This window comes from Streptomyces sp. NBC_01471 (assembly GCF_041438865.1).
GTDB lineage: Bacteria > Actinomycetota > Actinomycetes > Streptomycetales > Streptomycetaceae > Streptomyces.
Map to the genome: position 1 here is coordinate 7166883 of NZ_CP109450.1, position 25761 is coordinate 7192643.

Annotated in this window: 22 protein-coding genes; all 22 read left to right on the forward strand. The window is 67.9% G+C overall.

The window, feature by feature from the left end:
• Positions 1–71 precede the first annotated feature (71 nt).
• The 22 genes from OG285_RS32320 to OG285_RS32425 all read left to right on the forward strand — a co-directional run bounded on the left by OG285_RS32320 (position 72) and on the right by OG285_RS32425 (position 25686).
• Positions 72–272, forward strand: a complete 201-nt coding sequence (locus tag OG285_RS32320) for a hypothetical protein (protein WP_371793014.1) — start codon at positions 72–74, stop codon at positions 270–272.
• Positions 273–274: 2 nt separating this feature from the next.
• Positions 275–577 carry a hypothetical protein gene (locus tag OG285_RS32325; RefSeq protein WP_371793015.1) on the forward strand — a complete coding sequence of 101 codons (303 nt, stop codon included), beginning with the start codon at positions 275–277 and terminating at the stop codon, positions 575–577.
• A 298-nt stretch (positions 578–875) separates the two neighbouring features.
• A complete protein-coding gene (locus OG285_RS32330; protein WP_371793016.1) occupies positions 876–1208 on the forward strand; it encodes a hypothetical protein in 333 nt (110 codons plus the stop codon).
• A gap of 86 nt (positions 1209–1294) precedes the next feature.
• On the forward strand, positions 1295–1588 hold the full coding sequence (locus OG285_RS32335; protein ID WP_371793017.1) for a hypothetical protein: 294 nt from the start codon (positions 1295–1297) through the stop codon (positions 1586–1588).
• A gap of 863 nt (positions 1589–2451) precedes the next feature.
• Complete coding sequence (locus tag OG285_RS32340) at positions 2452–3036, forward strand: hypothetical protein (protein ID WP_371793018.1); 585 nt, start codon at positions 2452–2454, stop codon at positions 3034–3036.
• A 724-nt stretch (positions 3037–3760) separates the two neighbouring features.
• Positions 3761–4654: a hypothetical protein gene (locus OG285_RS32345; protein ID WP_371793019.1), complete on the forward strand. Its 894-nt coding sequence runs from the start codon at positions 3761–3763 to the stop codon at positions 4652–4654.
• A 382-nt stretch (positions 4655–5036) separates the two neighbouring features.
• Complete coding sequence (locus OG285_RS32350) at positions 5037–6272, forward strand: MFS transporter (protein WP_371793020.1); 1236 nt, start codon at positions 5037–5039, stop codon at positions 6270–6272.
• A gap of 73 nt (positions 6273–6345) precedes the next feature.
• A complete protein-coding gene (locus OG285_RS32355; RefSeq protein WP_371793021.1) occupies positions 6346–7584 on the forward strand; it encodes an ATP-grasp domain-containing protein in 1239 nt (412 codons plus the stop codon).
• 419 nt (positions 7585–8003) lie between these two features.
• A complete protein-coding gene (locus tag OG285_RS32360; protein WP_371793022.1) occupies positions 8004–9020 on the forward strand; it encodes a hypothetical protein in 1017 nt (338 codons plus the stop codon).
• Between the two features lie 443 nt (positions 9021–9463).
• Positions 9464–9640, forward strand: a complete 177-nt coding sequence (locus OG285_RS32365) for a hypothetical protein (RefSeq protein ID WP_371793023.1) — start codon at positions 9464–9466, stop codon at positions 9638–9640.
• 457 nt (positions 9641–10097) lie between these two features.
• Complete coding sequence (locus tag OG285_RS32370) at positions 10098–11855, forward strand: PcfJ domain-containing protein (RefSeq protein WP_371793024.1); 1758 nt, start codon at positions 10098–10100, stop codon at positions 11853–11855.
• A 552-nt stretch (positions 11856–12407) separates the two neighbouring features.
• Positions 12408–12767 carry an HU family DNA-binding protein gene (locus OG285_RS32375; protein WP_371793025.1) on the forward strand — a complete coding sequence of 120 codons (360 nt, stop codon included), beginning with the start codon at positions 12408–12410 and terminating at the stop codon, positions 12765–12767.
• Between the two features lie 319 nt (positions 12768–13086).
• On the forward strand, positions 13087–13575 hold the full coding sequence (locus OG285_RS32380; RefSeq protein WP_371793026.1) for a hypothetical protein: 489 nt from the start codon (positions 13087–13089) through the stop codon (positions 13573–13575).
• Entirely contained in the window at positions 13572–13721 is a 150-nt protein-coding gene (locus OG285_RS32385; protein ID WP_371793027.1) for a hypothetical protein, read from the forward strand. The genes OG285_RS32380 and OG285_RS32385 overlap by 4 nt, the downstream gene beginning before the upstream one ends.
• Before the next feature lie 944 nt (positions 13722–14665).
• The gene (locus OG285_RS32390) at positions 14666–15592 is read left to right on the forward strand and encodes a hypothetical protein (protein WP_371793028.1); all 927 of its coding nucleotides are present in this window, start codon (positions 14666–14668) and stop codon (positions 15590–15592) included.
• A gap of 496 nt (positions 15593–16088) precedes the next feature.
• Positions 16089–16937 carry a class I SAM-dependent methyltransferase gene (locus OG285_RS32395; protein ID WP_371793029.1) on the forward strand — a complete coding sequence of 283 codons (849 nt, stop codon included), beginning with the start codon at positions 16089–16091 and terminating at the stop codon, positions 16935–16937.
• A 106-nt stretch (positions 16938–17043) separates the two neighbouring features.
• Entirely contained in the window at positions 17044–18387 is a 1344-nt protein-coding gene (locus OG285_RS32400; RefSeq protein WP_371793030.1) for a UDP-glucose/GDP-mannose dehydrogenase family protein, read from the forward strand.
• Positions 18388–18389: 2 nt separating this feature from the next.
• Positions 18390–19733, forward strand: coding sequence for a putative PEP-binding protein (locus OG285_RS32405; protein WP_371793031.1), 1344 nt, complete (start codon positions 18390–18392; stop codon positions 19731–19733).
• An 82-nt stretch (positions 19734–19815) separates the two neighbouring features.
• On the forward strand, positions 19816–21267 hold the full coding sequence (locus OG285_RS32410) for a Gfo/Idh/MocA family oxidoreductase (RefSeq protein ID WP_371793032.1): 1452 nt from the start codon (positions 19816–19818) through the stop codon (positions 21265–21267).
• Positions 21268–21296: 29 nt separating this feature from the next.
• On the forward strand, positions 21297–22853 hold the full coding sequence (locus OG285_RS32415) for a glycosyltransferase family 4 protein (RefSeq protein WP_371793033.1): 1557 nt from the start codon (positions 21297–21299) through the stop codon (positions 22851–22853).
• 164 nt (positions 22854–23017) lie between these two features.
• Entirely contained in the window at positions 23018–24304 is a 1287-nt protein-coding gene (locus OG285_RS32420) for a UDP-glucose/GDP-mannose dehydrogenase family protein (RefSeq protein ID WP_371793034.1), read from the forward strand.
• Positions 24305–25347: 1043 nt separating this feature from the next.
• On the forward strand, positions 25348–25686 hold the full coding sequence (locus OG285_RS32425; protein WP_371793035.1) for a hypothetical protein: 339 nt from the start codon (positions 25348–25350) through the stop codon (positions 25684–25686).
• The last annotated feature ends 75 nt before the right edge of the window (positions 25687–25761 follow it).

Genomic DNA, 25761 nt, shown 5'->3' on the forward strand with positions numbered 1-25761 from the left:
AGATTCCATTCGCTCGGGACCAGCGCCGCCTCGCCGCCGAAGAGACCCGCCGCTACGGCCTGCTCAAGGTCATGTACGCACGCGCCGCAGAGCGCGACGGATGCCGTGCCCGAGACATCGGCCTCCAGACCCATCAGGGCTACGGCCGACTGGAGCAGAGCGAAGTCCAGCGCCTCGACGCCTTGTTCGACTCACTCGTCGCCGGGCTCATCGATGACGTCATCAGCACACTCAGCGCCTACCGCAACTCTTATGCCATTAAGGGGAATTGACCATGACAGACACCTCGATGACCGCGGAACGCCTGGCCGAGATCCGAAACCGCAATCTGGACGAGGTCACGGCTGGACCATGGCTCGTAGCCGACAATCTCGTCTACATCGAACGCGAGGGCGAGGGCGGGAGAGTGCTGGGTCTGCCGCTGCTCGTGCCTCGCGCGGCGACCGAGGCGGACTTGCAATTCATCGCGAGCGCCCGCCGTTCCGTTCCCGAGTTGCTGGCCGAGGTCGACCGGCTACGCGCCCGAGTATCCGAGTTGGAGGGCACCCCGGTCGATGAAGAGGTTGAGCTCGCTTAGAGCCAGGCTGACCTGGACGCGATGCGGCAGGAGCACCTGGCCCCGTGCCGTGTCCCCGACTCCCCGGACTGCACCTGCCCGGGCACCGACCCGTTGTGAGTGTCGGTCGAGCAGGAGCTTTGTATAGGACGCGACCGTCTGGAGACGAACACCAAACGCGACTGCAGCCTTCCGCCGACCCGGCACCTCGAGTTCAGGACCGACACGACCACGTACGACGTAGCTCTCAAGGCCGCCCAGTAAGGACGGGCGGCCGCAGCACGCCCATGCCTCATATGTCAACAGATGGAGTCACCGCGTGAGCACCCCGACCACCCTCCCGGCCGCCGTCGCGTTCGCCCAGGCGCTCGCCGAGCTGGCCGACGGATTCCCGACCGACCCCGAGGGCACCGCCCTCGTAACCGTCACGATCACCAACCCGATGACCGGTGAGCAGTACCCGGTCCCCATCGAGCCCGGACAGCTCGACTGGGTGACCACTCTGGTGCGTGGCGAGCTGGACACCATGCGCAACTCCCACCCCGACGAGTCTGGCTACTGCGGGCACTGCCAGGGCTCCGGCTCTGCGGGCGGACCCGGCGGCGCCGCCCTGCTCGACGAGCTGCCCGCCGACGACGGGAGCCGCCCGTGAGACCAGTGCCCCGGCTTGGCGAGCGAAGCACCATCCTGAAGGAGTTGCCCGGCGCACACCCGACCGAGGGTTGGACGACCTACCGCATGAGCCACCAGATGTGCGTGCCTGGGGGCTGGCAGGACATCGCGACCCTTCAGTACCGCGCCCGCGAGACGCTGGCGGGCATCTATGCTCCCGACGGCGCCGACATCAAGGACATCGCACTACGTGCTTCTGCGGAGATGCTGTTCAGCCACGCGAGCACCGTGATCGTCACGCATCCGTACGTCCGTTTGGACAGGCTGGTCACCACCGTGGACCCCGAGCAGGGAACCGAGGGCGAGCCCGGAGTGGCCATGGAGATCTGCCAGCTCTTGCGCGGCTCGAAGATCCTTTGATGCGCCGGCCGGCCCCGTACAGCCGACTCGGCTCGCATCATGGCGATATCGCGAGGCGGTCCTCGCTCAGCACGACCGACAGAGGGCACGTCCAGCAGGACCTTACCCGGATCGTGCGCTGCCTGAGCCGTCAGCGCCGCTGATATCGCGGCGTCCAAGTCGGCTTCACGCCCCGTGACTTCCGCGCGAAGCAGTTCGGCCCCGTAGTGAGCCGGCTGATCCCTGAGGAGCGTCTCCGAAAATCTCCATAGCTCCAGCTTCCCACAGCGCCCCAGTGCGCGTCTCGGCTCCCTCGAGGGCCAGGCGCTGCCCCGGGGCGCTGTTCTAGATCGCCGACGGGGGGCGGGAATCAGCGGAGCTGATACGGCCGCAGCCTCGGAGATCGCCCAGCGATCCCGGGTCCGGCGCTCCAGGCATGGGGCGCACAGCACTATGTGCGAAACCGGAGACATGAGATCCAAACCCATGGTGAATGGCCACTCCAGATGAGGCACTCCACGCGCCTCCGCCGGGAACGTTGGTACCAGTGCACCGCGTGCCGCGCGGCCTGGCCTACCCAAACCGCGGCCCACCGCTCGTCATTTGCCTGCCCTGGGGTGTGGCTCGCCCACGGGCTGACTCCCGAGCATCGGGTCTTCCCGAAGTCGGGAGACCGGTCATGCCGCAGCTGGGGCTGCGAAGAACCCGATCCAAGCCACTCTCACGGCCCCGATCCTTTCTGCGACGACATCAACTGCCGCTACTGCTGCCACGACTGTGACTGCGCAGTCTGCGTTGGCACCCTGCACGCCCCGCGGCTCACCGTCCTCGAAGACATCCCCGAGCACGAACTCGCACAGACTCCCAGACAGAGGAATGCCCGTATGAAGACCGAACTCCCCAAGTTGGTCGACGGCTTCTCGGCCGGTGACCACGTCACCACCACCGGTTCCGACACTCGTGGTCACGAGGTCACCCGCACCGGCTACCTGCTCGCTGAGCCGAAGCTCGTCAACGCGCGACGCGACGGCTCGTCTGCCAAGGGACTCCGGCTGTGCGTCGGCGCCAAGGGCACCGATCCCAGCGAGCGCAGCACCTGGACCACCCTCTTCTCCGACGCAGGCTCCGTGGAACGCACCCCGGAACCCGAGCCCGGGAAGTGGTCGATGACCGCGCTCCGCTCCGTCCCCGGGGTGAAGGCCAGCAGCCACAGCACCCGCATCCTGTACGGCGGCAAGGGCGGGGCCCGGTTCACTGAACCGACCCAGGCCACGCCCGTGACCGTCACATACACCGACGAGGGCTACTACGTCCTGTGGGACCCGGACACGGACACCACCCACGCTGTGATCACCCTCGCCACCAAGATCTGGTGGGCGCACTTGTCCCGGGGTAGCGGTCCGGACGTGCCGTTGGCCCCCGGCGGATCCAAAGGTGAAGTACCGGCCGGTCCGGTCTCCGGCTCCTGACCGGGCTGATTGTCACGCGGCCCGCGTCGAGACTGAGTCATGTCCGGTGTCGGCGAGCGCGTCGCCCGACAGCAGGCTTCTCACCTCCGCCTTCACACCTGAAACCCCCGTTGGTCACCACGCTCCTCAGCGACGGGCCCGCGGGGGCTCCTGCTTTCTGGCTTCTGCTCACCGCCCGCCCACGCCATGCCGGGCCGGTTGCCGGGTGAACGGCAGCTGAGCGAAAGGGGCGGGGGATCAGCGGAGCTGATCCGGGTCTGGCGATGGAGGCCATCATCACGCCTGGATTCACCTCGACCAACCTCCCGGCCGGCCGTACGGCGCTCCAGTTCTGTGGCAGAGCGCTCGGCGTTCTGACTCAGTCGGGATTCCCCGTCCGCGATCAGTGGTCCGGTAAGCCCCGGGCAACAAGCCCGCACTCGAAAGCGGGCGATCTGATACGCCCTCCGGGCGCACGGGCAGGGCCGCGGGTTTGATCCCCGTGAGCTCCACCAGTCTCCCCGACTTCCCATGTGCGTCGCCCTGCCCGGAAGAAGCACTTGATGACTGCCTGTCCCGCCGCCCGCCGTACCGACGATATCTTCCGCCGGCGCATCTATGGCGCGATGAACGCATACCTCGACAGCACGTCGACCTCGGCCAGCTCTCCCCGAAGCGGCAGCTCAGCACCCTCGCCGACACGGTCCTGGCCGCCCTCCGCGACCACCCCGAAGGAGTTCAGATCATGAAGCGCGCCGCCGAAGGAGACCGGACCGGATCCATGCGGCAGGCACTGCGCCGCGAAGCACCGAGCACCGTCGGCCTGCTGGCCGACGAGCAGGACTTCGCGGCGATGCGGCGCTACCGCACCTTCACCTTCGACGACCACACGGCCTACCTCCAGCAGGTCGAGGGCCTGCTGCGGGCCCTCACCGCCGAGGAGGTGCACACGACGGTCGCACTCTTCGACCCCGAGGAGTACGAGGAGTTCTGCACGGCGGCCGGGCTCGACCCGGACTCGGCGGACAGCCGGACGCGCTTCACCGCGGGCATCGCGGCGGTCGGTGCGACCGTCCCGTACACCGGCCAGCCCATCGACCGACTCGTCCCGCTCCTCATCAACGCCGCGGTATGCCGGGCCACCCTGGAGTACGCGACCATGGTGCTGGCCGAGGCGGGGGAGTGCGCCGACTGCGGCCGGGACATCGGCACGACATCCTTCGACCGGGCCTCCCGCGCACTGAAGAGCCTGCTGGACGGCGCGGAGTGCGGAGTCCACCATCTCGTCTGCAGCATTCCCACCGAGGACGAACCGCTCCTCGCCGTCCTGCACGCCGAGAGTGGGGAGGGCGCCCGTCCCCGGCTCGACCACACGGAGGGCGCGGCTTTCGTGACCGTGCTCGCCGCCGGTATGGCCCTGGAGAGCCCCGGCGGGATCGTCATCCGTACGACGGTGCCGGGCCAGGACGACAGGGTCAGGGGCTGGCGGCTCCAGCGCGGCCGACTGCTGCCGCTCACCGCGGGCGAGGTGTTCAGCGCCTACTGCACCGATGCCGACACCGGCGATCCGGTGGCACCGGAACCGGGCGTCGACCACTGCGCGGGATACGCCATCCCCGACGACGACCCCCACCACTGAGCAGCACACATGAACCTCCGTCACGCCCTCTGCATCGCCCGCGTCATTCTCGGGAGCAGACAATGACCCCCCACCTCCGCCGAGCGGCTGCTCCGCGCACGCCCAGGACGTATCCCCGTCAGTTCCGAATTCCGTCCAAGCCCTCCAGGCCAGCACGGCGCAGGAACTCCGCCACGTCCATCAGCCCGTACGCGAGCCCAAGGATTTCTCCGTCCACCCGGACACGCCGCTAGCGCGATCGCGTAACAGCTCCGGTGGCTTCCCCGCTGCTCAGTCCAGACACCAACACCTCCCGTTGGTGTCTGGACCGGCCCCGTGGTGGCTCAGGTTCACGTGGCCACACCATCCCCGCAGTTCCGCTCTCACCGCAGGTGGTCACTCCATGCCCTTCTCTGCCCGTGCCGGTGACTTTCTCACCCGGCCGACTCTGATGCGCGCCAGCGACGCGCTTGCCACCAACGTCCTCATGTACGCGGTCCCGCTCCTCGTGCTGACGACAACCGGTTCCGCCTCGCTGACCGGTGTGGCCTTCCTGATGGAGTGGCTGCCCAGACTGGCCGCCTTCACCGTAGGTGGTCCTCTGGTGGACCGATACCGCGCGGACCGCGTCTTCCGAGCAGCCACCGCTGTCCGCAGCCTGTTGCTCATCACCGCGGCAGCCGCCCTCGCTCTGCTACCTGGCTCTGGCACTCTCACCACCGCCGTCGTCATGGCCGTCGGAGCGATCAGCGGGTTCCTGGCGCAGGCTGCGTTCCTAGCCGTGGAGACGATCGGAGCCGAGACCAGCCGGAGAGCCGGCGAGCGGGCCCACCGGGTACAGAGCATCCAGATCGGCATCGATCAAAGTGCCCTGCTCATTGGCCCGCTCCTGGGCGGCCTCCTCCTGCTGGCCGGGCCGTCCTGCCTTCTGATCGTGGTGGCGATCCTTTCGATAGCCGCGATGCTCGCCACCACCCGGCAGACCGACGCACCTGTCGCTCTGCCTGCCAGGCATCCGTCCGTCCTATCCAGCCTGCGCACCGGGTGGCGCACCGTCCTCGCCATCCCGGCTCTGACATGCCTCGTTGCCGGCCTGATAGCCAGCAACCTCGCCGTCGCAGTCGCCCAGGCGAGCGCACCGATCACAGTGCTGCAGGCATTCGGCGGCTCCTCCCTGACCGTGGGCGCCGTGTGGAGTGCGGCAGGCGTGCTCTCACTGTCGGCCGTTGCTGTCTCTCGCCAGCTCGTCGACCGGTACGGGCTGTGGCCCGTCGGAGCCGCCGCGGCCGGGACCGCCTGCGTGGCCTGCTTTGCCATTGCGCTGGCTCCCGAACTGGTCAGCTATGCCGTCGCCATCGGCGTCATGATGGCCGGCGAGGGTGCGCTGACCGTCGTGCTGCGCACCCTGCGCGCACGGTTGATCCCGAGGGCCGTCTTCGGAAGCACCCTGAGCGTGACGATCGTCCTCGTCGTCATCCCCATGCCGCTCGCCGGCGCCCTGGTGGCCCTGCTTCCTGCCTCCGCGCTGAACTCCTTGCTGCTGATCTGCGCCGTGCTGCAGGGAATGGCCATGGCTCTTGCCTTCCGTGGTCTGTGGCGCCACCGCACCTCGTACACCTACCCGGCCGTCGGTTCATAGCCCACCCCTCAACCGCAGGCGGCGCGACGCAATCTGCACGACGCCGCATGACCCCGTACTCAGGAGAATCACCATGGCTCACCCGACGCTCCTCCTCATCGGTTCCGGACCGGAGCTGATGCGCCACTACATGCTGCAGGCGGCCGCCACCGATTTCCCGCTTCTGCTCATCGACACCGTGGCACCGACATGGCAGCGTCCGTACGTCGTCGACCACCAAATCGCCGACCTCCGCAGCGCCTCCGCGGTGATCCGGGCCGCAGAGGAGCTGGCCCGTTGTTGGAACATTGCGGGTGTCCTCACCTTCGATGAGTACCACTTGACGGCCGCGGCCCGGCTCTGTGAACACCTCGATCTGCCGGGGAACTCAGTGACCTCCATCGCCGCTGCCCGGGACAAGGCGGCCAGCAGGCAACGCTTCGCGGCGGCTGATGTTCCCTCAGCCGCCTCCACCTGGGTGCACAGCCTCGCGGCGGCAGCCTCCGCGGCCGAACGGATCGGTGGCTTCCCTGTCGTCCTCAAGCCGGCCGCGCAGGCTGCCAGCATCGGTGTCGTACGCGTGGATAACCTGACTGAGCTGCCGACCAGGTGGGACATCGCCAGCGCCGGAGCGGCCCACCAGGGCTCCGAAGGAGAGGGCGTCCTCCTGGAGGAGTTCCTCGACGGCCCCGAAGTATCCGTTGAGACGGTCACCGAGCATGGCGTCACCACCGCAATCGCTGTCACCCGCAAGTCCACCGGCTTCGCACCGTTCTTCATGGAGACCCGACACGTCGTCACTGCCGACGACCCGCTCCTGGACGAAGTCGCGCCGATCGCGGCGGCCGCACTGCGCGCTGTTGGTATCACCCACGGCATCAGCCACGTCGAGATGAAACTGACCAGTTCCGGGCCCCGACTGATTGAGGTCAACGCCCGCCTGGGCGGCGACCGCATCGGCGAACTCGTCTGCCACGCAACGGGTGTGGACCTGGCACGTGCTGCGGCCACACTGGCCTGCGGCGGCAGCCCGAATTTGGAGCGCACCCGCAACCGCAGCGCAGCCATCGGCATGATCTACCCCTCTGCTGACGGCGTTGTGACCAGCCACGTACTGACCCCCGGTGACGACACACACCTGGAGCACCTGCAGTGGCTGTGCGACATCGGCGACCACGTCACCCTCACCCCTTCACCGCAGACGCCGAACAACACCCGGGCGGGCTTTGCCATCGTCACCGGCGACACAGCCGAGGAGGCCTGCGCACATCTGGACGACGTCCTGGACCGTGCCGTCATCGGTGTCCGCTCGAACCTGGCTCACGCCGGATGAACACCCCAGTGCACTTCACTCCATACGCCGTACCGTCCTGACTGAACGCCTCACCGGCCACCCACGCCCTCCCAGCTCGGAGTGGTTCTCCCCGCAGGGTTCCCCGCCCCCGGATCCGACGTCGTCGCATCGCGGACTTCCACCACCTGCGGCGCCGGGATCCTGGAAACCGGCCTCCCAGAAACCGCGATGTTCGGCGCCGGCCTACCTGACCCCGTTCGGAAGGCCGAAGGACCACCACGATCCTCGCCCCCTCCCTGCCTTTCGGCAGCGCACGGCCGCGTTAGGCCAGGCTGCTTCCGTTCGCACGGATGCTTCCGCGGCCTGGAGGTGACGGGCGAAGCCCCCGCTCGGGGCAACCGATCTGCCCCATTCAGTGCGGCGCACCAAGCGCTGCCCCCCCCTCAAGAGGAGCACCCATGTCCCGTCGTCACCGGATACGCCCCCTGATATTCACTGCCGTCGGCACCACCGCCGTGGCCGTTCTTGCCGGGTGCTCGAGCACCACGCCCAGTCAGGATGCGGCACCGACCAGCAACACCCACAAGGTCCGTGCCACGCCTCCGCCGACCGGAGCCGTCACTACCACGCAAGCCAAGGCCATCGTCGACCACTACGTGGCTGTCAATAACAAGGCCAACGCGACCCGCAGTCCGAAGCTGCTGAGCACGGTGGAGGGCGGTCAGCTGTTCCTGCGGAGCAAGGCCGATTTCGAACAGTGGTCGACGATGAAGGCCAAAGATCAGAGGGAATATCAGCGTCCGTTCTACTACACGGACCGCACCTACATCATCCCCGCTGGCCAGAGCTGGTTCGCCGTCAAGACGAAGGGCAGCCGCAGCAAGGTCCCGAGCTTCATCATCTTCGACAAGGACCACTCTGGTGGGTGGAAGTGCACTGCGGCGCTGGCGTTGTGGAGCCCTCTGCCGAAGATCGACACGAGTAATCACAAGCTGGCCACCGCAGTGCATGTGACGAAGGAGGTCAACGGTCTCGCTCCTGAGGGGCTGAACCAGGCGTACGAGGACCTGTTCGTGACCGGAGGGAAGGGAGCCGGGAAGGCGCTCTCTCTCACGAACGAAACCGCCAAGAGTGCGCTGAAGGTCCATCAGGAGCGGCCCGCGGGGCGGGACGGGAAACTCACCACGAAGTACTTCACCCAGCAGGCGGCGCAGGAGGACAAGGTCTACACACTGAAGCTGAGCGACGGCGGGACTCTGGCCCTCGCCCCCACCGCCCACTCCAGTACCTACGCGATCAAGCCCCAGTTCGCGAACCAGTTCGAAATCACCCCCCTGCGTGAGGAAGCCATCTACACCCCCGGTCGGCGCATGGAGGTCGACGACACGTTCCAGGGCGAGGTGCTCGCGGTACTTCCTACTCACGGGAAGGCCCGCCTGATCAGCAGCGAGTACCAGATGACTGATTCACACTGACACCAGCCCCTTGATCCTCTGGCCTGGCGGCTGCGGGAGACCACTCAGGAACACGGATTTGCCCTGCCATCTGCGACGGTGTGAGCGTGCGAAGCGCTAGTACACAGGAATGGCAGGGCAAATCCAGGCCGGGTCCCCCGCTCAGTGCCTCCACGCGGCCAGCTCAGCACCTGTGGTGACCGGTGCCCGGTGCCTGTTGCGCTCGCCTATTCCCCACCCGGAAATCCGCAGCGTTCTCCTGCGCCCGGTGCGTCCCCGCGCACGGTCCCGGCCACCGAGTTCACCCAGGCCCTCACCGCTGGACCCGCACCCACCGGCACGCCATCGCCCCCGCCGACAGCGACACCACCTTCGTCCCCATCACCGTCAACGCCACAACCATCGTCGAGGTCCACCCCGGACTTCTGCGCCTGCTGTCCCTGCCACTGAAGGAGCCTGTCCCCATGGCCGATCACGACGACGACGACGAACTGGACGCCTCCGACCGCGCCGCGGAACGACACCTCGCGGAACGGTCCGGAATCATCCCCACTCATCGCCACACGACACGACCGACCGCCCGCGAAGCCGCCGCCGAGACCCACCCCCGTCCCAGCAAGCAGAACCCCAAGACGCTGTAGTCCCTGACCCCGGGCGCGGCCGTGTCCGCTCGCTCCGGTCCCTACTCGGCCGCGTACTGAGCCGAGATTGACCTCGCGGAGGCGCTCCCTGGCCGCCGGGCCGCACCGCCCTCCTGAAGCGTGGCGCCAAGCCCTGTGTCGGCTGGGGCACCAGCAGTCGGTGCCCCCTGGTGGCCCCGCCTGCCATGGCCCGCGCTCGCATCGGGGCAACGAAGGCGCTGACCACTGCGGTACTGCACTCCCGCACTACCAGACCACCGTCTCGGTCGGCCCGCCGGCCGTGATCATCGCGATCCGCCGACAAGACCCCGCCGTACGGAGCGCCTCTCGCTGCGGCGGGGGCCCTTCTTTTTTACAAGCAGATCGGCGAAGCCGATCTCGGGTGCCCCCCCGAAGAACACGGCCCACCGAACAGCGCCGTGCCGTGCTCTCACATTCCATATTTCGGGAGGCAACCATGTCGGAGACTAGCGAGCGCGTGCTGGAGCACATCAAGTTCCTCAACGATCAGTTCGAGCCGACTACCGAAGGCGTCCACACCGGTTCGAGTCTCCGGGTCGTCGTGCGTACTACGCCGAGTGGCCGCGTCTCGGTGTCGGGCTCCGTGTCGTACCGCGTGCACCGGATGCGCGCCTCCGGCAAAGTCTTCCGCTACTGGCAGACCCAGCAGGCGTTCTCGCTGCTGCGTACCAAGGCCGGTCTTGTCGTGCTGCGCGTGCTGGAGCACAGCAGCAGGAGGAACAGCACCCAGCATCTCTTCGCCGGAGGCGAGCTCCAGCTCCAGGGCCTGCTGCACCGCTTCCTACTGGACCTCCTGCTGAACCCGATATACCACTACGGGTGGAATCCTCAGAACATCCGTGTCGTCGAAGGCCCTGAGGTCCAGAACTTCGCCGCGAGATTGATGCAGGCCCAGATGACTTCGGTCCTCCGGGACCTGCAGAGCGAAATCCTGCGTCTGATCGGCGATCTTCCGATCGCCGCAGACCGGTTCCCGCTGCTGGAGGCAGTCTCCCCCCTGAGGCTCGCACACTCGGGCCAGACACACTACCTGGACGCGACCGACTTCAAGGCCGTCGCGGAGAACGTGTTCGGCAAGTCCCGGTACCGCAGGCCCCTGGCGCGCGAGACCCAGCGCCTGACCGAGTGCATGAGGGCCAACCGGGACTGGCGCCAGTCCCATGACCTCAGCGTGCTGAATTGGTTCCGCCTGTTCCGCGGACTGGTGCCGATCGACTGGATCATCGAGTCGATGCGCCGCACCGAGACGAACCACCGCATCGGCCTCACACCGGCCGAGCTCGCGCAGGCCCGGGCGCTGTTCCGCCGCGTGCCCCAGCCGATCCTGGGACGGATCCTCGCCGAGCCGGTCGCGCAGAGCGTGCGACCCATCAAGAACACGGTGCGTGACCTTGGCAACAGCCACCTGCAGCTGCGCGACCTGGGCCTCCTGCCCGAGCTGATCAAGGCCCGGGGCCAGCGCCGCATCCGCGATGCGCGGGATCTGGAAGCCCTGGTCCGCTCGATGCCCCTGACGCAGTTGGAGGACCCCCGGTTCACCCGCTCGAACCGGACAGTCGACGTTTTGAGCAACGAAGCGAACGCGCTGTACCACATGAACGACTACAACCAGCACATCGCCCAGCTCGAAAACTGTGACCTACCGGTTGCGACCTGGGAGCAATGGAAGGATGCCGAATTCCGCGAGGTCGCCGAGAAGTTCCTTACCGAGCACCGGCGCGAGCTGATGACCGCCCAGGAACGTGAGTACCAGATACATGCCGAGCGGATACGCCAGGAACGCATCGCCCGCGAGAAGGTCCGTGCCGCATGGGCAATGGATACGGCCGAGAAGCTTCACGGCGTCCGCGTCGGGGAATACGGGCTAATTGCCGCCCAGAGCTCAGACGACTTGGCCCGCTGGGGATCACAGCTCAACAATTGTATTGCCGGTTACGCCGACGAACTGGGGCTGGACGTCTTTGTCGGTGTGCTCGACGGCAGCGGCCGCGTCCGGCTCAACATCGAGATTAACCAGGAGCGCGGCATCTGCCAGTTCCTCGGTACGAACAACCGCGACGCGGTCAAGGAGATGGGGAAGGAGACGGCGCAGCAGGTGCTCGACGCGATCTCTGGCGTCGGGATCCCGGTGGGGAAGCACGCGCTCGGACTGCGGCAGCTCGTACTGTCCGCCCAGGATGTGGTGGGCGCATGACCGAGCCCTTCCCGGCTGCATGCCCGTGCTGTGCCGGGGAGGCTTCCTTCCTGTGCAGGCGGGGATCCGCGACCGGCTGGCCGCCATGACACCCACACCCGACGGTGCGGACGACCGCAGCATCACGCCCGGCGTACCACTCCGGCCGGGCCTCCAAGGGCACCGCTGCAACCGTCCGACGCGCCTGCTCCATCCGCACCGGCAGCGACTCCCACCAAAACATCCCCGCCATCACGAAATTCAGCGCTGATGGTCCGAGACGGCTTCGGCTCTTCCTCTGCAGCTTCGACGAGACGACCTTGGGGATGCCCCTGCCGGCGGCGCAGCCGCCCCGCACCTTCGCCAACTTCCTCGAACACGCCCGAAGCCGACGCCCGGTGCACTCCCCGACTGGCGGGACCCATCGCACTGGTCCTGGACCGAAAAGCTCTGCCGGTACTGCGACCGGCCGACTCACCTCCGCGACAGCAAGCGGTCTCCGGCGCGCAAGCTTTGCGCCGAGACCCCATCCGGTAACAGGCCGCCGACGCCTACCAGCAAAGGACAACTCTGATGGCCATCATCGCCCGCATCAATGACCGCCTCAACACCACCCTCCTCGGCGAAACCGTCGCCATAGAACTCAGCGTCAGCAACGAAGAAGGTGCCCGTGCCGTCCGGGCCGTCTTCGATGTCATCACCCGCGCTGTCGTCAGCGGACACACCGTCGCCATCACCAACTTTGGCACGTGGGTGCCTGTCGACCGCCTGGTCCGGACGGTCCGAAACCCGATCACCGGTGAGCCGGTGTCCATCCCCGCCCGGCAGGAGCTGACGTTTCGGATGTCGCCCCGGCTGCGCGAGTTGGTGGCCGCGAAGAACCCGGCGGCGGCCACGATCCGCAAGCACCCGAAGACAAAGACCGCTGCCTGATGACCGCTGACCCGGACCTCCGAACCACACTCACCGCACCCGACCCCTGCTGGCGCGAAAAGTGGCCGACGCATCCGAACAGCGCGCCCACCGGTTCGCCGACGGCACCCCCAGCTGAGCAGGCCGGTGTCTGACCAATTGTCGCTCGTTCCAACGGTATGCCTCTGAATGATCCCGTCGTTGACCAACCAAAGGACCGGCATGAAACAGCCCGAGCCCCGTACCGCTGTCGGGCAACCGCACGACTGGGCCGCAGAGTTGTCCGATTCGCTCGCCAACGCATGGGTGCCAGCCTGTCGACCGAGGACGGCGTGCAGCAGTGAGCGCTGAGAACTGGCCGTTCGGCACTGATGCCGACCAGCACGACCCCCTCACCAAGCTCCGTATCCCCGTGACGAGCACACACCCGAAGTGGCGGTACATCGCCGCCTTCGACCGGGACTCCGGGGCCCGGCCCACCGATGCCGAAGCGGCAATGCTCGCCTCATACATCCAGGAATACAAAGCGCGCTGCTTCAACGACTGGTACAAGGTCAAGCTCCTGAAACGACCCCTCGACGTCGACGCTGTCACCCGCATCTTCCACAAGTGGGATGACGACGACTGGTCGTACCGAGTGGGCACCTGGCAGTACGGTCCGTTCTGGCTGCCGGCCGCGCCACGACTGCGCGGTAGTCAGCGCGACGATGCCAGTCTCCCCGCCATGACGCTGGTGCAGGTCATGGATTGCTCCCACACCGTCGCAGACGAGCCCATGCAGCACTGGCTCAACTGGAAAGCCAACCATCCGGAAGTGTTCCCGGCATGAGCCAGAACCGTGCCCCACCCGAACGTCGTGTTGACCGCACTCCTTTCCAGAGGCCGCTGCAGAAGCAGGACGGCAAGCAGCAGCAATACATGCAGATGGGCCCGACGGAGTCGCCGGGCCCTTTCGATTTCTACGGGCGGTTGTGATTTACCGGATCGCCGAGTCCGTACGTTCCTGCCGCGAGCACGATCACAGCACCCTGCGGGAGGACTTGTACTGCATGAACCTCACCTCGTGGATGGGCGAGCGCATGGGCCCGGTCCTGCGTCGGCTGCTGGACATGGAAGATGAGGTCGACCGGCTCCGCTCCGCGATTGCTCGTGGCGTAGGGGCGGCCACTCGCAACGTCCACCAGCGTGGCCACGAGGTCGACCTACCCCTGGAGTTCCTGGAGTTCCTCACCGGCGGCTGCGAGACCGCCGCCCTGGACTCATCCGACGCGCTCCCTCGCGACAAGTTCGAGATCGTCAACTCCGCCCTCAGCAGCAACTGCGATGTGGCCGAAGGGCCGGTGCACGAATTGCGGCTCCATCACCACCCAGGCAGGCGTCGACGGCAGGGGATGGACGCTGGCCCGCCTCGACCTCATGGTCGACCGCCACCGGTGTCTGCCACAGATCCCCAGCGCTCCCGCGCGCACCAGTCTGGACGAAATCTAGGACTGCACGTGCGTGGAATTCTGCGACGAGGACCCTAAGACCGCCTGCAGCCTGTCCGGCCGCCGACACGTGCACCCGATGAGACAGGGAACGGGATTCGGCCCGTGCACTGTGCACCCGGACGCTCCCGGCGACCACTGACCCCAGCGGACACAACCACGATCCTGCTGAACCCGTCCGCTCGTTGCCGCCATATGCAGGACGGCAGACGGGTTCCTTGCCCCACACCCGCGAGAGTCCTGGAACTCGCGCGCTTCACGCCGAACGCCGCACAAGGGAAGGGCTGTCCAAGAAGGACATCACGCGCTGCCTCAAGCGAGCCGTCGCGCGCGAGGTCCACCGCGCCTGGACCAGCACACCGGCCACACAAATCACTCAAAACGACTCCAGCTGCTTGACAGTTGTAGGAGCATCTCGAGAACGGAAATCCGATGGGCGCCAAGCTGTACGACGGGCTGCGGCTGACAGCGCACGCGCCCGACCTTTTCGAACTCACCCGCGCGATCTCCAAGCGCATGCGCGAGGTCTTCCGCGAGCTGGCTGTACCCATCATCGCCAGGAACGTCGCCCGCGTCGTCGACGACGCCGAGGTACGCGAACGCGACATGGGCGGCCCCCTGCACAACTACCTCGTCCACCGGGCCCGGAAGCTCTGGCTCGACGAACAGGCCGGCCTGGACGACCGGATGACATTCCACGACCCGCTGCGCTTCAGCATCGTCTTCGGCGAGGTCGACGATGAGTGGGGCACACGCCGGCTGGTGTACCCCTTCGCCGCAAACCGCGCGTATACCGACGCGCTCATGGCTCTCGAAGCCAACGGCCAGCCCCTCTTCGTCAACTACCACTACCAGACCCAGACCGACCAACCGGGTGGGATACATGTCAAGGAGTGGAAGCGCCGCCACGATGACTGGAACCATCTGCTCGACGCCGACGACCGAGAGACCGACGGCACCTTCGGGCATCTGCCCGGCTGGCATCTCCCGGACAGCATCGACGGTGTCTTCGACGGGGCGCTGCTCGGATACGACGGCACCGACGTCGATCTGGACCTGCACTGCGCCGTCGAAGACCGCATGCGCCGGGCACTCAACCGGGCTGTGCTCCTCGCCCTGGGACTCGACGAGATCAACGGCATCAGCAGAGTGCTGACCCGCAACAGGCGTATTGAGCGCGCGATCGAGCTCTACCTGCGCACCGCCGACGGAGCAGCGATGCCGCGGCCCGCGCTGTTGCCAGATGCCAGAGACCTCGACATCGCGATCAGCAGGCTGCCGCCGGTCTACGAACCTCCAGCTGGAGCCGTTGCCCGGATCAGCGAGCTCTATCGCGAGCGGGCGCTGACTGGCGACTGATCTGGATCGACACATTCGATCCGGAAGTAGATCTGTAGAGGCATCTGCATCCCCTCGCCCACGGGCGCGATCGCTTCGTGAGCCCTGCGACAGGTCAAGGTCGAGACCGAGTGCCTTGCCGCCAACACCACCACGACGGACGAAGACACCACGTGGTGGCTGAGATCGGCGCGTTGCTCGGCTGCGCCGCCACTCTGTTCAATCTCGCCATCCGGCGCCGCCTGATCCGTACATCGCACTGCGGGTGGTGCGCGACTGCCTCGAAGGAGCCCACCTACCGGCACGATGCCCTGCTCTGCCGCGGCTACGTCCAGGATCGCCGCCGCGAACGGCTGCGCGACATCCGCTACGGACGCCCCATCGATGAGCCGAACCCGTTGGAGCCGTGGCCGAATTACCCGGCCCGCAGACGGCACGCGGATCGGTGCGCACATCAGCGAGGGCGGCCACCCGACTACAAAACCCACCTTCCCAACCGCCAGCCCCGGAGGTTGTTGTGCCCCAAGACGTCCAAAGCCCCACGACCCGCTACGCGAACGCCGACGGAATCTTCGCCTCGTGCGGTGCTCCGTACGTCGCCTACCGTCGTCCGCACCCCCCGGCCGTCGTCGACTACCTCGCGAACCAGTGGGGCCGGGCGACGCTCCGGCCCAGCATCCTCGACCTCGGGTGTGGGCCGGGAACTCTGAGCCTCGACCTGGCCGAGCGCGGAGCCTCGGTCACCGCAGCCGACGTGTCGGAGGAGATGCTGGCGGCCGGCCGTGGCTGGGCCCAGACGCGCAACATCACGTCGGTTACCTGGAAGCGCGCCGATGCCATCGAAGCGGCGGCCCTTGCGAAGGACACGGGGCTATTCCACGGCGTGACGATCGCGGACGCCTTCCACTGGATGGACCGGCCGCAGGTCCTGGTAGCCCTCGACCAGGCCGTGCGTCCTGGCGGGTTCGTTGCCGTTGTCGGATACCGGGCGCCCGGCACCCAGCGCGAGTGGTGGCATCCGCTCCTTGAACAGCTGCGCCTTCGCTGGCTGGGATCGGTCAACCTCGCGGGCCCTGCCACCGCGTATGTCGAACCCGCCGGCGGACACGAGGAGGCCCTGCGGCGGTCCGCGTTCAGCCAGGTGTCCGTCCTGCGCACGGACTACCGGCAGACCTACACCCTCGAAGAACTGGTGGGCCTCCAGCGCACCTACGCCTACTCCTCACCGGCGACGCTCGGGGACCGGCTGGCCCCCTTCGAGGAGGAACTGCGCCGCACGCTGACGGCCGTGCGTCCCGACGGCGTCTTCGAGGCCGACCTTCAGGCCGCCGTCATCGTGGGTCGCCGTCCGGCCGAGGCCACCTGAGAACGCCCTCTACGCCCAACCCGCCCCCTCTCGGAGCGCCGCCCCCGGGCTTAGCCGCGACCACCCTCCCGCGCGCTGTCGCGGGATCACCATCTGGGAGAAGAAGATGAAGATCACCGTCATCGGTATGGGCCGCCTGGGCGTGCCCTACCTGACCGCCCTGGCCGAGCTGGGGCATAACGTACTCGGTCTCGACATCAACCCCGAGACGCTGGCGGCACTGCAGGCCGGACGCTGTCCGTTCGACGAGCCCGGCATCACGCACTACATCGCCAAGCACATCGCGGCTGGCCAGCTGCGATTCACCGACTCCTACGACGAGGCCGCCGCCCACGGCGACGTGTTCTTCCTCGCGGTGCCGACCCCGCAGCGCGAGGGGGCGATGACGATGGATCTGAGCGCGGTCGAGGAGGCCATCGTCTCGCTCGCCCGCCGGCTGATGCGGCCCGCGGTACTGATCGGAAAGTCGAGCCTTCCCGTGGGGGAGGGCGCTCGCCTGGCGGTCTTGGCGGCCGCCGCGGCCCCGGAGGGAGTGCCGCTGCGGGTGGGCTGGAGCCCGGACTTCCTGCGCGAGGCGCTGTCCTTGGAGACAAGCCTGAACCCCGCGCGGCTGGTCCTGGGATCCTCGGATGCCGACCGGATCGCCGTCGAGAGCACCGCGCGGCGGGTGTGGGCCGGCTGGCTGGACGCCGGAGTGGTGCTGCTGTCCACCGACTTCGTGACGGCCGATCTGACGAAGGCTGCCTCCAACGCCTTCCTGTCCACGCGGATTTCTTTCGCCAACCTCGTCGACGACGTCTGCCAGGCGGCTGGCGCGGACTCCCGCACGGTCGCTACCGCCATGGCATTGGACCCCAGGATCGGCCCGTTCGGTCTGACGGCAGGCCTCGGCTGGGGAGGCTCGTGCCTGAGCAAGGACATCCGGGCCTTCGCCGACCGTGCCCAGTCGCTGGGCCAGAGCGCCGCCGCCGACTTCTTCTCCGCCGTGGAGCAGACCAACACCGCACGCCGCGAGCTCGCCGTCGCGCACGCCGAATCCGTCCTGCCGGGAGGTCTCCGCGGGGCGGTCGTTGCCCTGTGGGGAACCTCCTACAAGCCGTCTGTCGGAGACATCAGCGACTCACCCGCGCTGGACATCGCCGTCCGGATGCACCGCGCGGGCGCTGAAGTCCGTGTCCACGACCCCAGCGTCAACGACCTGGTGCGGCGCCACTATCCCGAGCTCATGGTGGTTGACGCCCCCGCCGAGGCGCTGGTCGGCGCCGGGGTGCTGATCGTGGCCACCGACTGGCCGCGCTACACCGCCCTGGACCCGGCGTCCCTGGCCGACAGCACCACACGGACCGTCATCGACGCCCGCCGCTGCCTGGACCCCGACCGCTGGCGGGCCGTCGGCTGGGACCACCAGCAGCTCGGGGCGTTCCGCCACCACACCCCCCAGGAGGCTTGAACATGGACGAGTTGTTCGAGAACGCGGCGACGCACCGCGGGGTACCCGGAACACGCGGCTGGGCTGTCGCCCCCGTGCGAGGCCTCAACGACCCAGCCCCGCAAAGCCGGTACATCCTGGTGGCCGCCGATCTGACCCCGGCCGACACCGCTCGCCTCGACCCCGCCTTCGTGGCAGGGTTCTGCACGGCGAGCGGGGGCCCCACCTCCCATACGGTGCAGGTGGCGCACGGCCTGGGCATCCCCGCCGTCGTCGCGGCCGACGCAGGCATCCTGACCCTGGCGACGGGCACCGTGTGCGCGCTTGACGGCGGCGGCGGCCTCCTGCACGCCGGACTGAAGGGCCCAGACCTCCACCGGGCGATTGCCCGCGAAGACGCACAGGTCGAGCGGGACCGGCTGCGGCGCGAAGCCGCTCTGGCCGCAGGCCCTGCCCCGGGCGGGATCGTCCTTTCCACCATGCTCGTGAAGCCGGCACAGGCCGTCGAACTCGCACGCAGCGCCGCCAGGGGGATCGGCCTGCTGGCCACCGAACTGCTCTTCCTCGGCCGTGAGCACGAGATCACCGACGAGTCCGCCCACTACCGGGCCTACCTCGACCTGTCCCGGGCGGCGCGCGGCGCACAGATCACCGTACGAACCCTCGACATCGGCGGCGACAAACCGTTCCCCGCCCTGAACCTGCCCAAGGAAGACAACTCCTTCCTCGGCGTCCGCGGCATCCGTCTGGCCCTGCGCCGCCCGGACGACCTCCTGATCCCCCAGCTGCGAGCCATCTACCGAGCGGCCGCAGACGGGGCACAGTTGCGGGTCATGTTCCCGATGGTCACCACCATCGAGGAGTTCACCCAGGCAGCAGCGATCGCCGAGGACGTCCGTCTACGACTCGCGGCACCGAAGGTTCCCGTCGGAGTCATGGTGGAGGTGCCTGCCTGCGCCCTGGCCGTCGACCTCTTCATTGAGCACGTCGACTTCCTCAGCATCGGCACCAACGACCTGACCCAATACCTCCTGGCAGCCTCGCGCACCAACCCGGCCCTGGCTCGCGACATCGACGCCCTGCACGTCGCGGTGAACCGCACCGTCGCCCACGTCGCCGACACCGCCCACTCCGCCGGCGTTCCGGTCACCGCCTGCGGAGGACTGGCGGCCAGCCCCGTGGGCGCCGCCGTCCTGGCATCGCTCGGTGTCAGCGGCCTGACCGTCGCGCTCCCTGCGATCCCCGCCGTCCACGAGGCCCTCACCCGCCTCGACGCCGCCGCCCGCCAGTCGATCCGGCACTCATCTCTCACCATCGGCGGCACCAGTCACCTCACGGAGTACGTCACCACCCTCCTCGGCCTCTGACCGAACGGCTCCCGCGACCTCGGCGCACAGCATGTGTGCCGGGGTCGCCCACCACCTCATTACCGGAAGGGTCGACTTCGACATGCCCTCGACCACGCCCCGCCCGATCAACGTCCTGCTCATCGGCGGCTGCGGCCACTGGGCCGCCACCGAAAACCACGTCCCGGCCATCCTCACCCTGCAGCGCTCCGGATTCCCGGTCCGAGTCAGCGCCATCTGCGACCTGCGCGACCCCTACGACGAGAACCTGCTCCGCCACATGCCCGACCTGCTCGATCTCCTGTGCTACGACCGGCCCCAGTGGATTCAACCCCGGCCGGGGGAGAAGGCCGAAGACCTGGAGCGCCGCCTCGATGACGCGCACGCACACAGCACCTTCGACGTGGCGATCGTGGCCTGCGACCCCGTCGCCCACTACCCCTACCTGCACTGGGCGACCCTGCGCGGCATCCACGTCCTGTGCGACAAACCGATCCTCGCCGTCGCGGACGCCGCATGGGACGTGCACGCCGCCGCCACCATCGACACCCACTTCGACACCCTGCTCAAAGCCCACCTCAACAACCCCGGCCACCTCTTCGCCCTCCCCATGCGCCGCCGCGCCAACGACGCCTTCGTCGAGTCCTCCCGCCTGATCACTGAGGTCTATGAAAATCACGGCCAACCCCTGACCATGGCCAACTTCACGGTCACCGGCGGCCACTTCCGCCTCCCCGAGGAATACGCCTTCGGCAACGCCCACGGCTACACCCACGGCGTCGGCGCGCTCGCCTTCTCCAGCTACCACTACATCGACCTCATGGCCTGGTACCTGCGCCAGGCCCAAGGCCCCGTCACCGCCCTGCGCATCACCAGCCACTACGTGAGGCGCGTGGGCGACTACCTCGCAACCGGCCAGAACCGCGCTCTCGAAGCGCTCCTGCGCCCCCTGTCACCGGAGCCGGCCGCAACCGTCGGCATGGACCGGCGCACCGCTCTGGCTGAGATGGACTTCGCCTTCACCCTCGAACTCCTCGACGACGCCGCCCGGGTCCACGGCTACCTCACCTACACCTTCACCTCCAACAGCTACTCCCACCGCCAAGTCGGCCTCCAAGAGGCCGACCGCGCCGGACACCTGCCCTTCAGGGAGAAGGGCCGCATGTCCCAATTCGTCGTCGACATCCACCAGGGCCCGCTCCAGCACGTGCGCATCACCAAGAACGACGTGGTTGGTGACCACTACCGCATCCGGCTCGAACACCGCCGCAACCCCCTGATCGACCCTTCCGGCGGGCGGTATGCGGACACGGTGTACGAGAACGCGCACAGCGCCAGCACCGTCACCCCCCAGTCGATGACAGCCGAGTTCCTGCGCGCCGCCGCCGGCTGCCCCCCGGACGAGCTCGTCGCCAGCCGCATGACGCACCTCGCGGACCAGACGCTCACCCAGCGGATCTACGCGGCCATGTACCGGCTGATCGCGGCCCGCCACGAAGCCGACGCCGAGCACCGCACGGCCTTCACACCGTCGCTCCGCATCGACATCCGCTGACCTCCTACGCCCACTGGAAGGACACCGGCATGAACCCGCTCCCGGCCATCGACCACGGCATCCTCTTCTTTCCCCGCGGCGGCTCCTCCCTCGTCGTCAAGAACCTCACTGAGCAGACGCTCGCCGCCGGCTGCCCGGCCCGCATCTTCGCCGGCTCCCTCGGACAGCCCGGTGCTTACTCCCACGCCCCCACGTTCTACGACGGCCTGCCCCTGACAGTCACCGACTACAACCCGGCCGCTACCGCCCACACCCACGGTGCGGACGCCCTCTCCCAGACCGTTCCCCTCCACCCCAGCTACGAGGACCGCACCAGCGCCCCCGACCGGGTCTTCGCCGCGGTCGCCCCCGCCACCGCCGACTCCATCGAGGCCTACTGGCGGCGCCACCTCACCACCCACCACGCAGGCCAGGCCGGACTGCTCCACCTGCACCACCTCACCCCCCTGCACGGCATCGCCCATGGCCACGACAGGCCAGTGGTCACCACCCTGCACGGCACCGAGCTGAAGTTCCTCGCCAACGCCCTGCGCCGCCTGCGCCTTGCCGACGCCTTCGACCTGTCCATCGCCGACCTCGGCGAGCAGTACCGCAGCGAGCCCAGGGCCACCCTGCGGCGCATCACCCAGACCGCGGGTGCCCCCGGTCTCGACGAGGCCGAGACCCTGCTCACCGACCGCTGGCACATGTGGATCCACGCCCGGTACTGGGCGGACCGCCTGCACGCCTACGCTGCAACCAGCGACCGGACCGTGGTCATCTCCGAACAGGACCGCTCCCTCGCCCAGTCCCTCGTCCGCATCCCCGACAGCCGGATCGACCTCGTACCCAACGGCGTCGACACTGACCTCTTCACCCCGCCCGCAACCTTCGACGAAACCCACCGCTACAAGATCCTCCACCGGTGGCTCGTCGACGACCCCCAGGGCTGGCTCCCCGGCCAGGCACCCGGCACCATCCGATACACCACCGGCGACCTTCGCCGCCTGCTCCACGACGACCAGGGCAGACGCCGGCCACTGCTGCTGTGGATGGGCCGCTTCCTCGCCTTCAAGCACCTCAACCTCCTCCTGAAGGCGGTGGCCGTCCTGCGCGAGCGCACCCCCCTGCGCCCCGCACTCCTGATCCTGGGAGGCAACCCAGGCGAATGGGAGGGAGTCCACCCCCACACCCTGGCCGGCGACCTCGGCATCACCGACGACGTCTTCTTCGCCGGCTGGCGCCCCCACAGCGACCTCATCGACGGCCTACACTGCTCCGACCTCCTCACCGCGCCGTCGGTAGACGAGCCCTTCGGTCTCGTCTACCTGGAGGCGATGGCCTCCGGCACCCCCGTGATCGCCTCCGCCAGTGGTGGCCCCCTCGGCTACGTCACCACCAGCGGCCTTCACGCAACCGGCTGGCTTCCCGCCCCCGGCGACCTCGCCGACCTCACCGCCACCATCGAACACGCCCTCACCAACCCGGCCGAGCTGGCCCGCCGAGGCCAAGCCGCCGGCCAGTTCGCCCGCGACCACTACTCCTGGCGCAGCCTCGCCCCCCGTTACTTCGACATCTATGACGGGGTCCTGGCCAACCGGAGTTGACCTGAAACCCCGAGCTGGCAGTCCGTCGCGGCAGTTCCACCACCGGGACACGGCACGATGCCGGACGTGAAAGCGCAGCCGAGTAGGGTGGCGCCCGAGATCCGGGCGCCACCCGGACAGAACGGAATAACCCCGTGAACCAGCACGAGAAGGATGGACAGAACATGGCAGAGCGACGCATCACGGTGTTCGGCGCCGGATACATCGGCCTGGTGACTGGAGCATGCCTCGCCGAGCTCGGCCACCACGTCACCGTCCGCGACATCAACCCCGAACGCGTCCGCACTCTGCGCGCCGGTGACGTCCCCATCCACGAGCCCGGACTCGGCGACATGATCGCCCGCAACAAGGAACGTCTCGCCTTCACCGAGGACCTCGCAGAGGCCGTCACCGGCGCCGAGATGGCCTACGTGTGCGTCGACACCCCGCCTTCCGCCTCCGGCGACGCCGACCTCTCCCGAGTGTGGTCCGTCGTCCGCTCTCTGAGCGACGCCCAAGACCTGAAGGCTGTCGTCATGAAGTCCACCGTCCCCGTCGGCACCGGAGCCCGAGCTCGCGCCCTCCTCGACGAGCTCGGCATGACCCACGTCGGCTACGTCTCCAACCCCGAGTTCACCGCCGAAGGCCGCGCCATCCAGGACTTCATGGCCCCCGACCGCATCGTCATCGGACAAGACAACAACACCGCTGGCGCCCTCGTCGTCGCCCTCCATACCGGCATCAACGCCCCCGTGGCCACCATGGACGTGAAGTCCGCTGAGATGGTCAAACTCGCCGCCAACGCGCTCCTCGCCACGAAGATCAGCTTCGCCAACGAGATCGCCACGCTCTGCGAGAACACCGGCGCCAACGTCACCGACGTCCTTGGCGCCGTCGGCATGGACCACCGCCTCGGTGCACACTTCCTGCGCCCCGGCATCGGCTGGGGTGGCTCCTGCTTCCCCAAGGACAGCGAAGCCCTGCGCCAGATGGCCTCCAACACCGGCTTCCACCCCCAGCTCCTCACCGCCGTCATCAACGTCAACAACATCCAAAAGCGCCGCGCGATCCAGCACCTCAAGGACGAGCTCGGTGACCTCGCCGGCAAGAACATCGCCCTCCTCGGGATGGCCTTCAAGCCCGATACCGACGACATGCGCGAGGCACCCTCCACCGTGCTCGCCAGCCGTCTGCTCGCTGAAGGCGCACACGTACGCTCCTGGGACCCCCTGGCCCGCCCAGCCGCCGACGAACCGTGGGACGCTGTGACCCGCTTGTCGACCCCGCAGCAGGCCCTCTCGGACGCGGACGCAGCAGTGATCGTGACTGAATGGCCCGAGCTCGCCGAAGTCGACTGGACCGAAGCGCACGGCCTCATGCGCACGCCGGTCATGTTCGACGGCCGCAACCTCCTCGACCCCTCCCGCCTGCGCGAGATCGGATTCCGGTACACCTCCGTCGGGCGTCCCTGACCGTTTGTCCCTCGCGGGATATAGACCCCCGTCCTCGGCTGGCCCCTACTGCCCCCTGACCGGACTACCCGAAGGTCATTGCCGACACCCCACAGCGCGAACTTCCGCGTTTTCCCCACCCTGCCTGCTGTGTCTACGGGATCCTCGTCCTCAGAAACGGGCGCATGCGTCCGGACCGCAGGTATGGGAAGGGGGGACGACGAAACGTGTACCGCTTCGGGCGCTGGAGCCCCCACCACTGACCCGCCACCGCGCGTGGTGGCCCGCCCGGGCCGACGTGCGAAGGAAGACCCGGGCGAGCTCCACCGCCCAGCCTGCCAGCGCACCACGCACGGGACACAAAGGAGTTCATCTGGAGGCCAGGTTCCAGCGGCATGGATGTGTGGTCTGCCACAGCGCCCCTCCCGCCGCTCGCCCCGCCCGGCAGAAGGCCGTGTGCCGCGGCTACGTCGACGCCTACGGCCTCCCAGCCGCTGTAGAAGAAGCCCTCGCCTCCGGGTACGGTCACCTCGTAGGGGTCCCCGCGCAGGTCGGGATCCATCATGAGCAGCGGGCCCGTCTCCGCCCCCGTGTTCGCCGAGTCGCTCCTCGACCGGCTGATCGACGCCATTCACCAGCTAGTAATGGACGGCCTCGGCTACCGACTCGACGAGCGTCCGGAGCTATAGCCCGATGGTGTTGCCTACTGGGCGGTTGAAACTTGTGCGAGCCACTCAGGGCACCACGACTCATCGGGCACATACAAGTGCAGCGGAACCTCGCGCACACCGGAGGAAACCGCCAGCTCCTCCCCTTGACTGCACACGATCGCCTGGAAGTCCTCAGCCACAAGACCGACCGGCACATGCCAGACCCTCTAATCGGGGCTGAGGCCGCGTCCACGGACACGGCCTCACGCCCGCGCCCGGGTACGTCTTCATCAAGGACTGGTCCGAGCATTCGGGCCCGACGGCTCGCCTGGAGCGAGCGGGTGTGGTGAAGCCCGTGCACACACTCACCGTCGGGCCCTTTGGGCCTACGGTCTACGAAGTGCAGGTGACGCTGTGAGTTTCGGGATCCTCATTGCCGTCGGGCTGGTCCTGCTGCTGTTCTGGTTCACCCTGACAGCCGTCCACAGAGGCAAGATCGTCGATCTCGGAGATTCCTACCGGCGCGCCTGCAAGGTCGGCGACACCGCACGAGCGGACCAACTGGAGGCCGAGTTGCGGGATATCTGTTGGCACCACGCCGGGGGTCTGGTCGGGGGAGTGGCCGGTAACCCAGTGAAGAACACGAGTCTGATCGGCAAAGCCGATTCGGGACTCGGAATGACTAGCATTCGATCAGCACAGCTGATTCGGAAGAAGCACTGGAAGAGGACGTCATCTGATCAGCGAACCTGATCCGGATGGTGGCATGACAGACAACTGAATATCTCAACAACCCACCCACTGTGCGCGGACGATGACGTCGATCCG

What these genes read in the sequence shown, in the direction of transcription:
- OG285_RS32320 (WP_371793014.1), top strand. Translation starts at nt 72, where the DNA reads ATGTACGCACGCGCCGCAGAGCGCGACGGATGCCGTGCCCGAGACATC.
- OG285_RS32325 (WP_371793015.1), top strand. Translation starts at nt 275, where the DNA reads ATGACAGACACCTCGATGACCGCGGAACGCCTGGCCGAGATCCGAAAC.
- OG285_RS32335 (WP_371793017.1), top strand. Translation starts at nt 1,295, where the DNA reads ATGAGCCACCAGATGTGCGTGCCTGGGGGCTGGCAGGACATCGCGACC.
- OG285_RS32340 (WP_371793018.1), top strand. Translation starts at nt 2,452, where the DNA reads ATGAAGACCGAACTCCCCAAGTTGGTCGACGGCTTCTCGGCCGGTGAC.
- OG285_RS32345 (WP_371793019.1), top strand. Translation starts at nt 3,761, where the DNA reads ATGAAGCGCGCCGCCGAAGGAGACCGGACCGGATCCATGCGGCAGGCA.
- OG285_RS32350 (WP_371793020.1), top strand. Translation starts at nt 5,037, where the DNA reads ATGCCCTTCTCTGCCCGTGCCGGTGACTTTCTCACCCGGCCGACTCTG.
- OG285_RS32355 (WP_371793021.1), top strand. Translation starts at nt 6,346, where the DNA reads ATGGCTCACCCGACGCTCCTCCTCATCGGTTCCGGACCGGAGCTGATG.
- OG285_RS32360 (WP_371793022.1), top strand. Translation starts at nt 8,004, where the DNA reads ATGTCCCGTCGTCACCGGATACGCCCCCTGATATTCACTGCCGTCGGC.
- OG285_RS32365 (WP_371793023.1), top strand. Translation starts at nt 9,464, where the DNA reads ATGGCCGATCACGACGACGACGACGAACTGGACGCCTCCGACCGCGCC.
- OG285_RS32370 (WP_371793024.1), top strand. Translation starts at nt 10,098, where the DNA reads ATGTCGGAGACTAGCGAGCGCGTGCTGGAGCACATCAAGTTCCTCAAC.
- OG285_RS32375 (WP_371793025.1), top strand. Translation starts at nt 12,408, where the DNA reads ATGGCCATCATCGCCCGCATCAATGACCGCCTCAACACCACCCTCCTC.
- OG285_RS32385 (WP_371793027.1), top strand. Translation starts at nt 13,572, where the DNA reads ATGAGCCAGAACCGTGCCCCACCCGAACGTCGTGTTGACCGCACTCCT.
- OG285_RS32390 (WP_371793028.1), top strand. Translation starts at nt 14,666, where the DNA reads ATGGGCGCCAAGCTGTACGACGGGCTGCGGCTGACAGCGCACGCGCCC.
- OG285_RS32400 (WP_371793030.1), top strand. Translation starts at nt 17,044, where the DNA reads ATGAAGATCACCGTCATCGGTATGGGCCGCCTGGGCGTGCCCTACCTG.
- OG285_RS32405 (WP_371793031.1), top strand. Translation starts at nt 18,390, where the DNA reads ATGGACGAGTTGTTCGAGAACGCGGCGACGCACCGCGGGGTACCCGGA.
- OG285_RS32410 (WP_371793032.1), top strand. Translation starts at nt 19,816, where the DNA reads ATGCCCTCGACCACGCCCCGCCCGATCAACGTCCTGCTCATCGGCGGC.
- OG285_RS32415 (WP_371793033.1), top strand. Translation starts at nt 21,297, where the DNA reads ATGAACCCGCTCCCGGCCATCGACCACGGCATCCTCTTCTTTCCCCGC.
- OG285_RS32420 (WP_371793034.1), top strand. Translation starts at nt 23,018, where the DNA reads ATGGCAGAGCGACGCATCACGGTGTTCGGCGCCGGATACATCGGCCTG.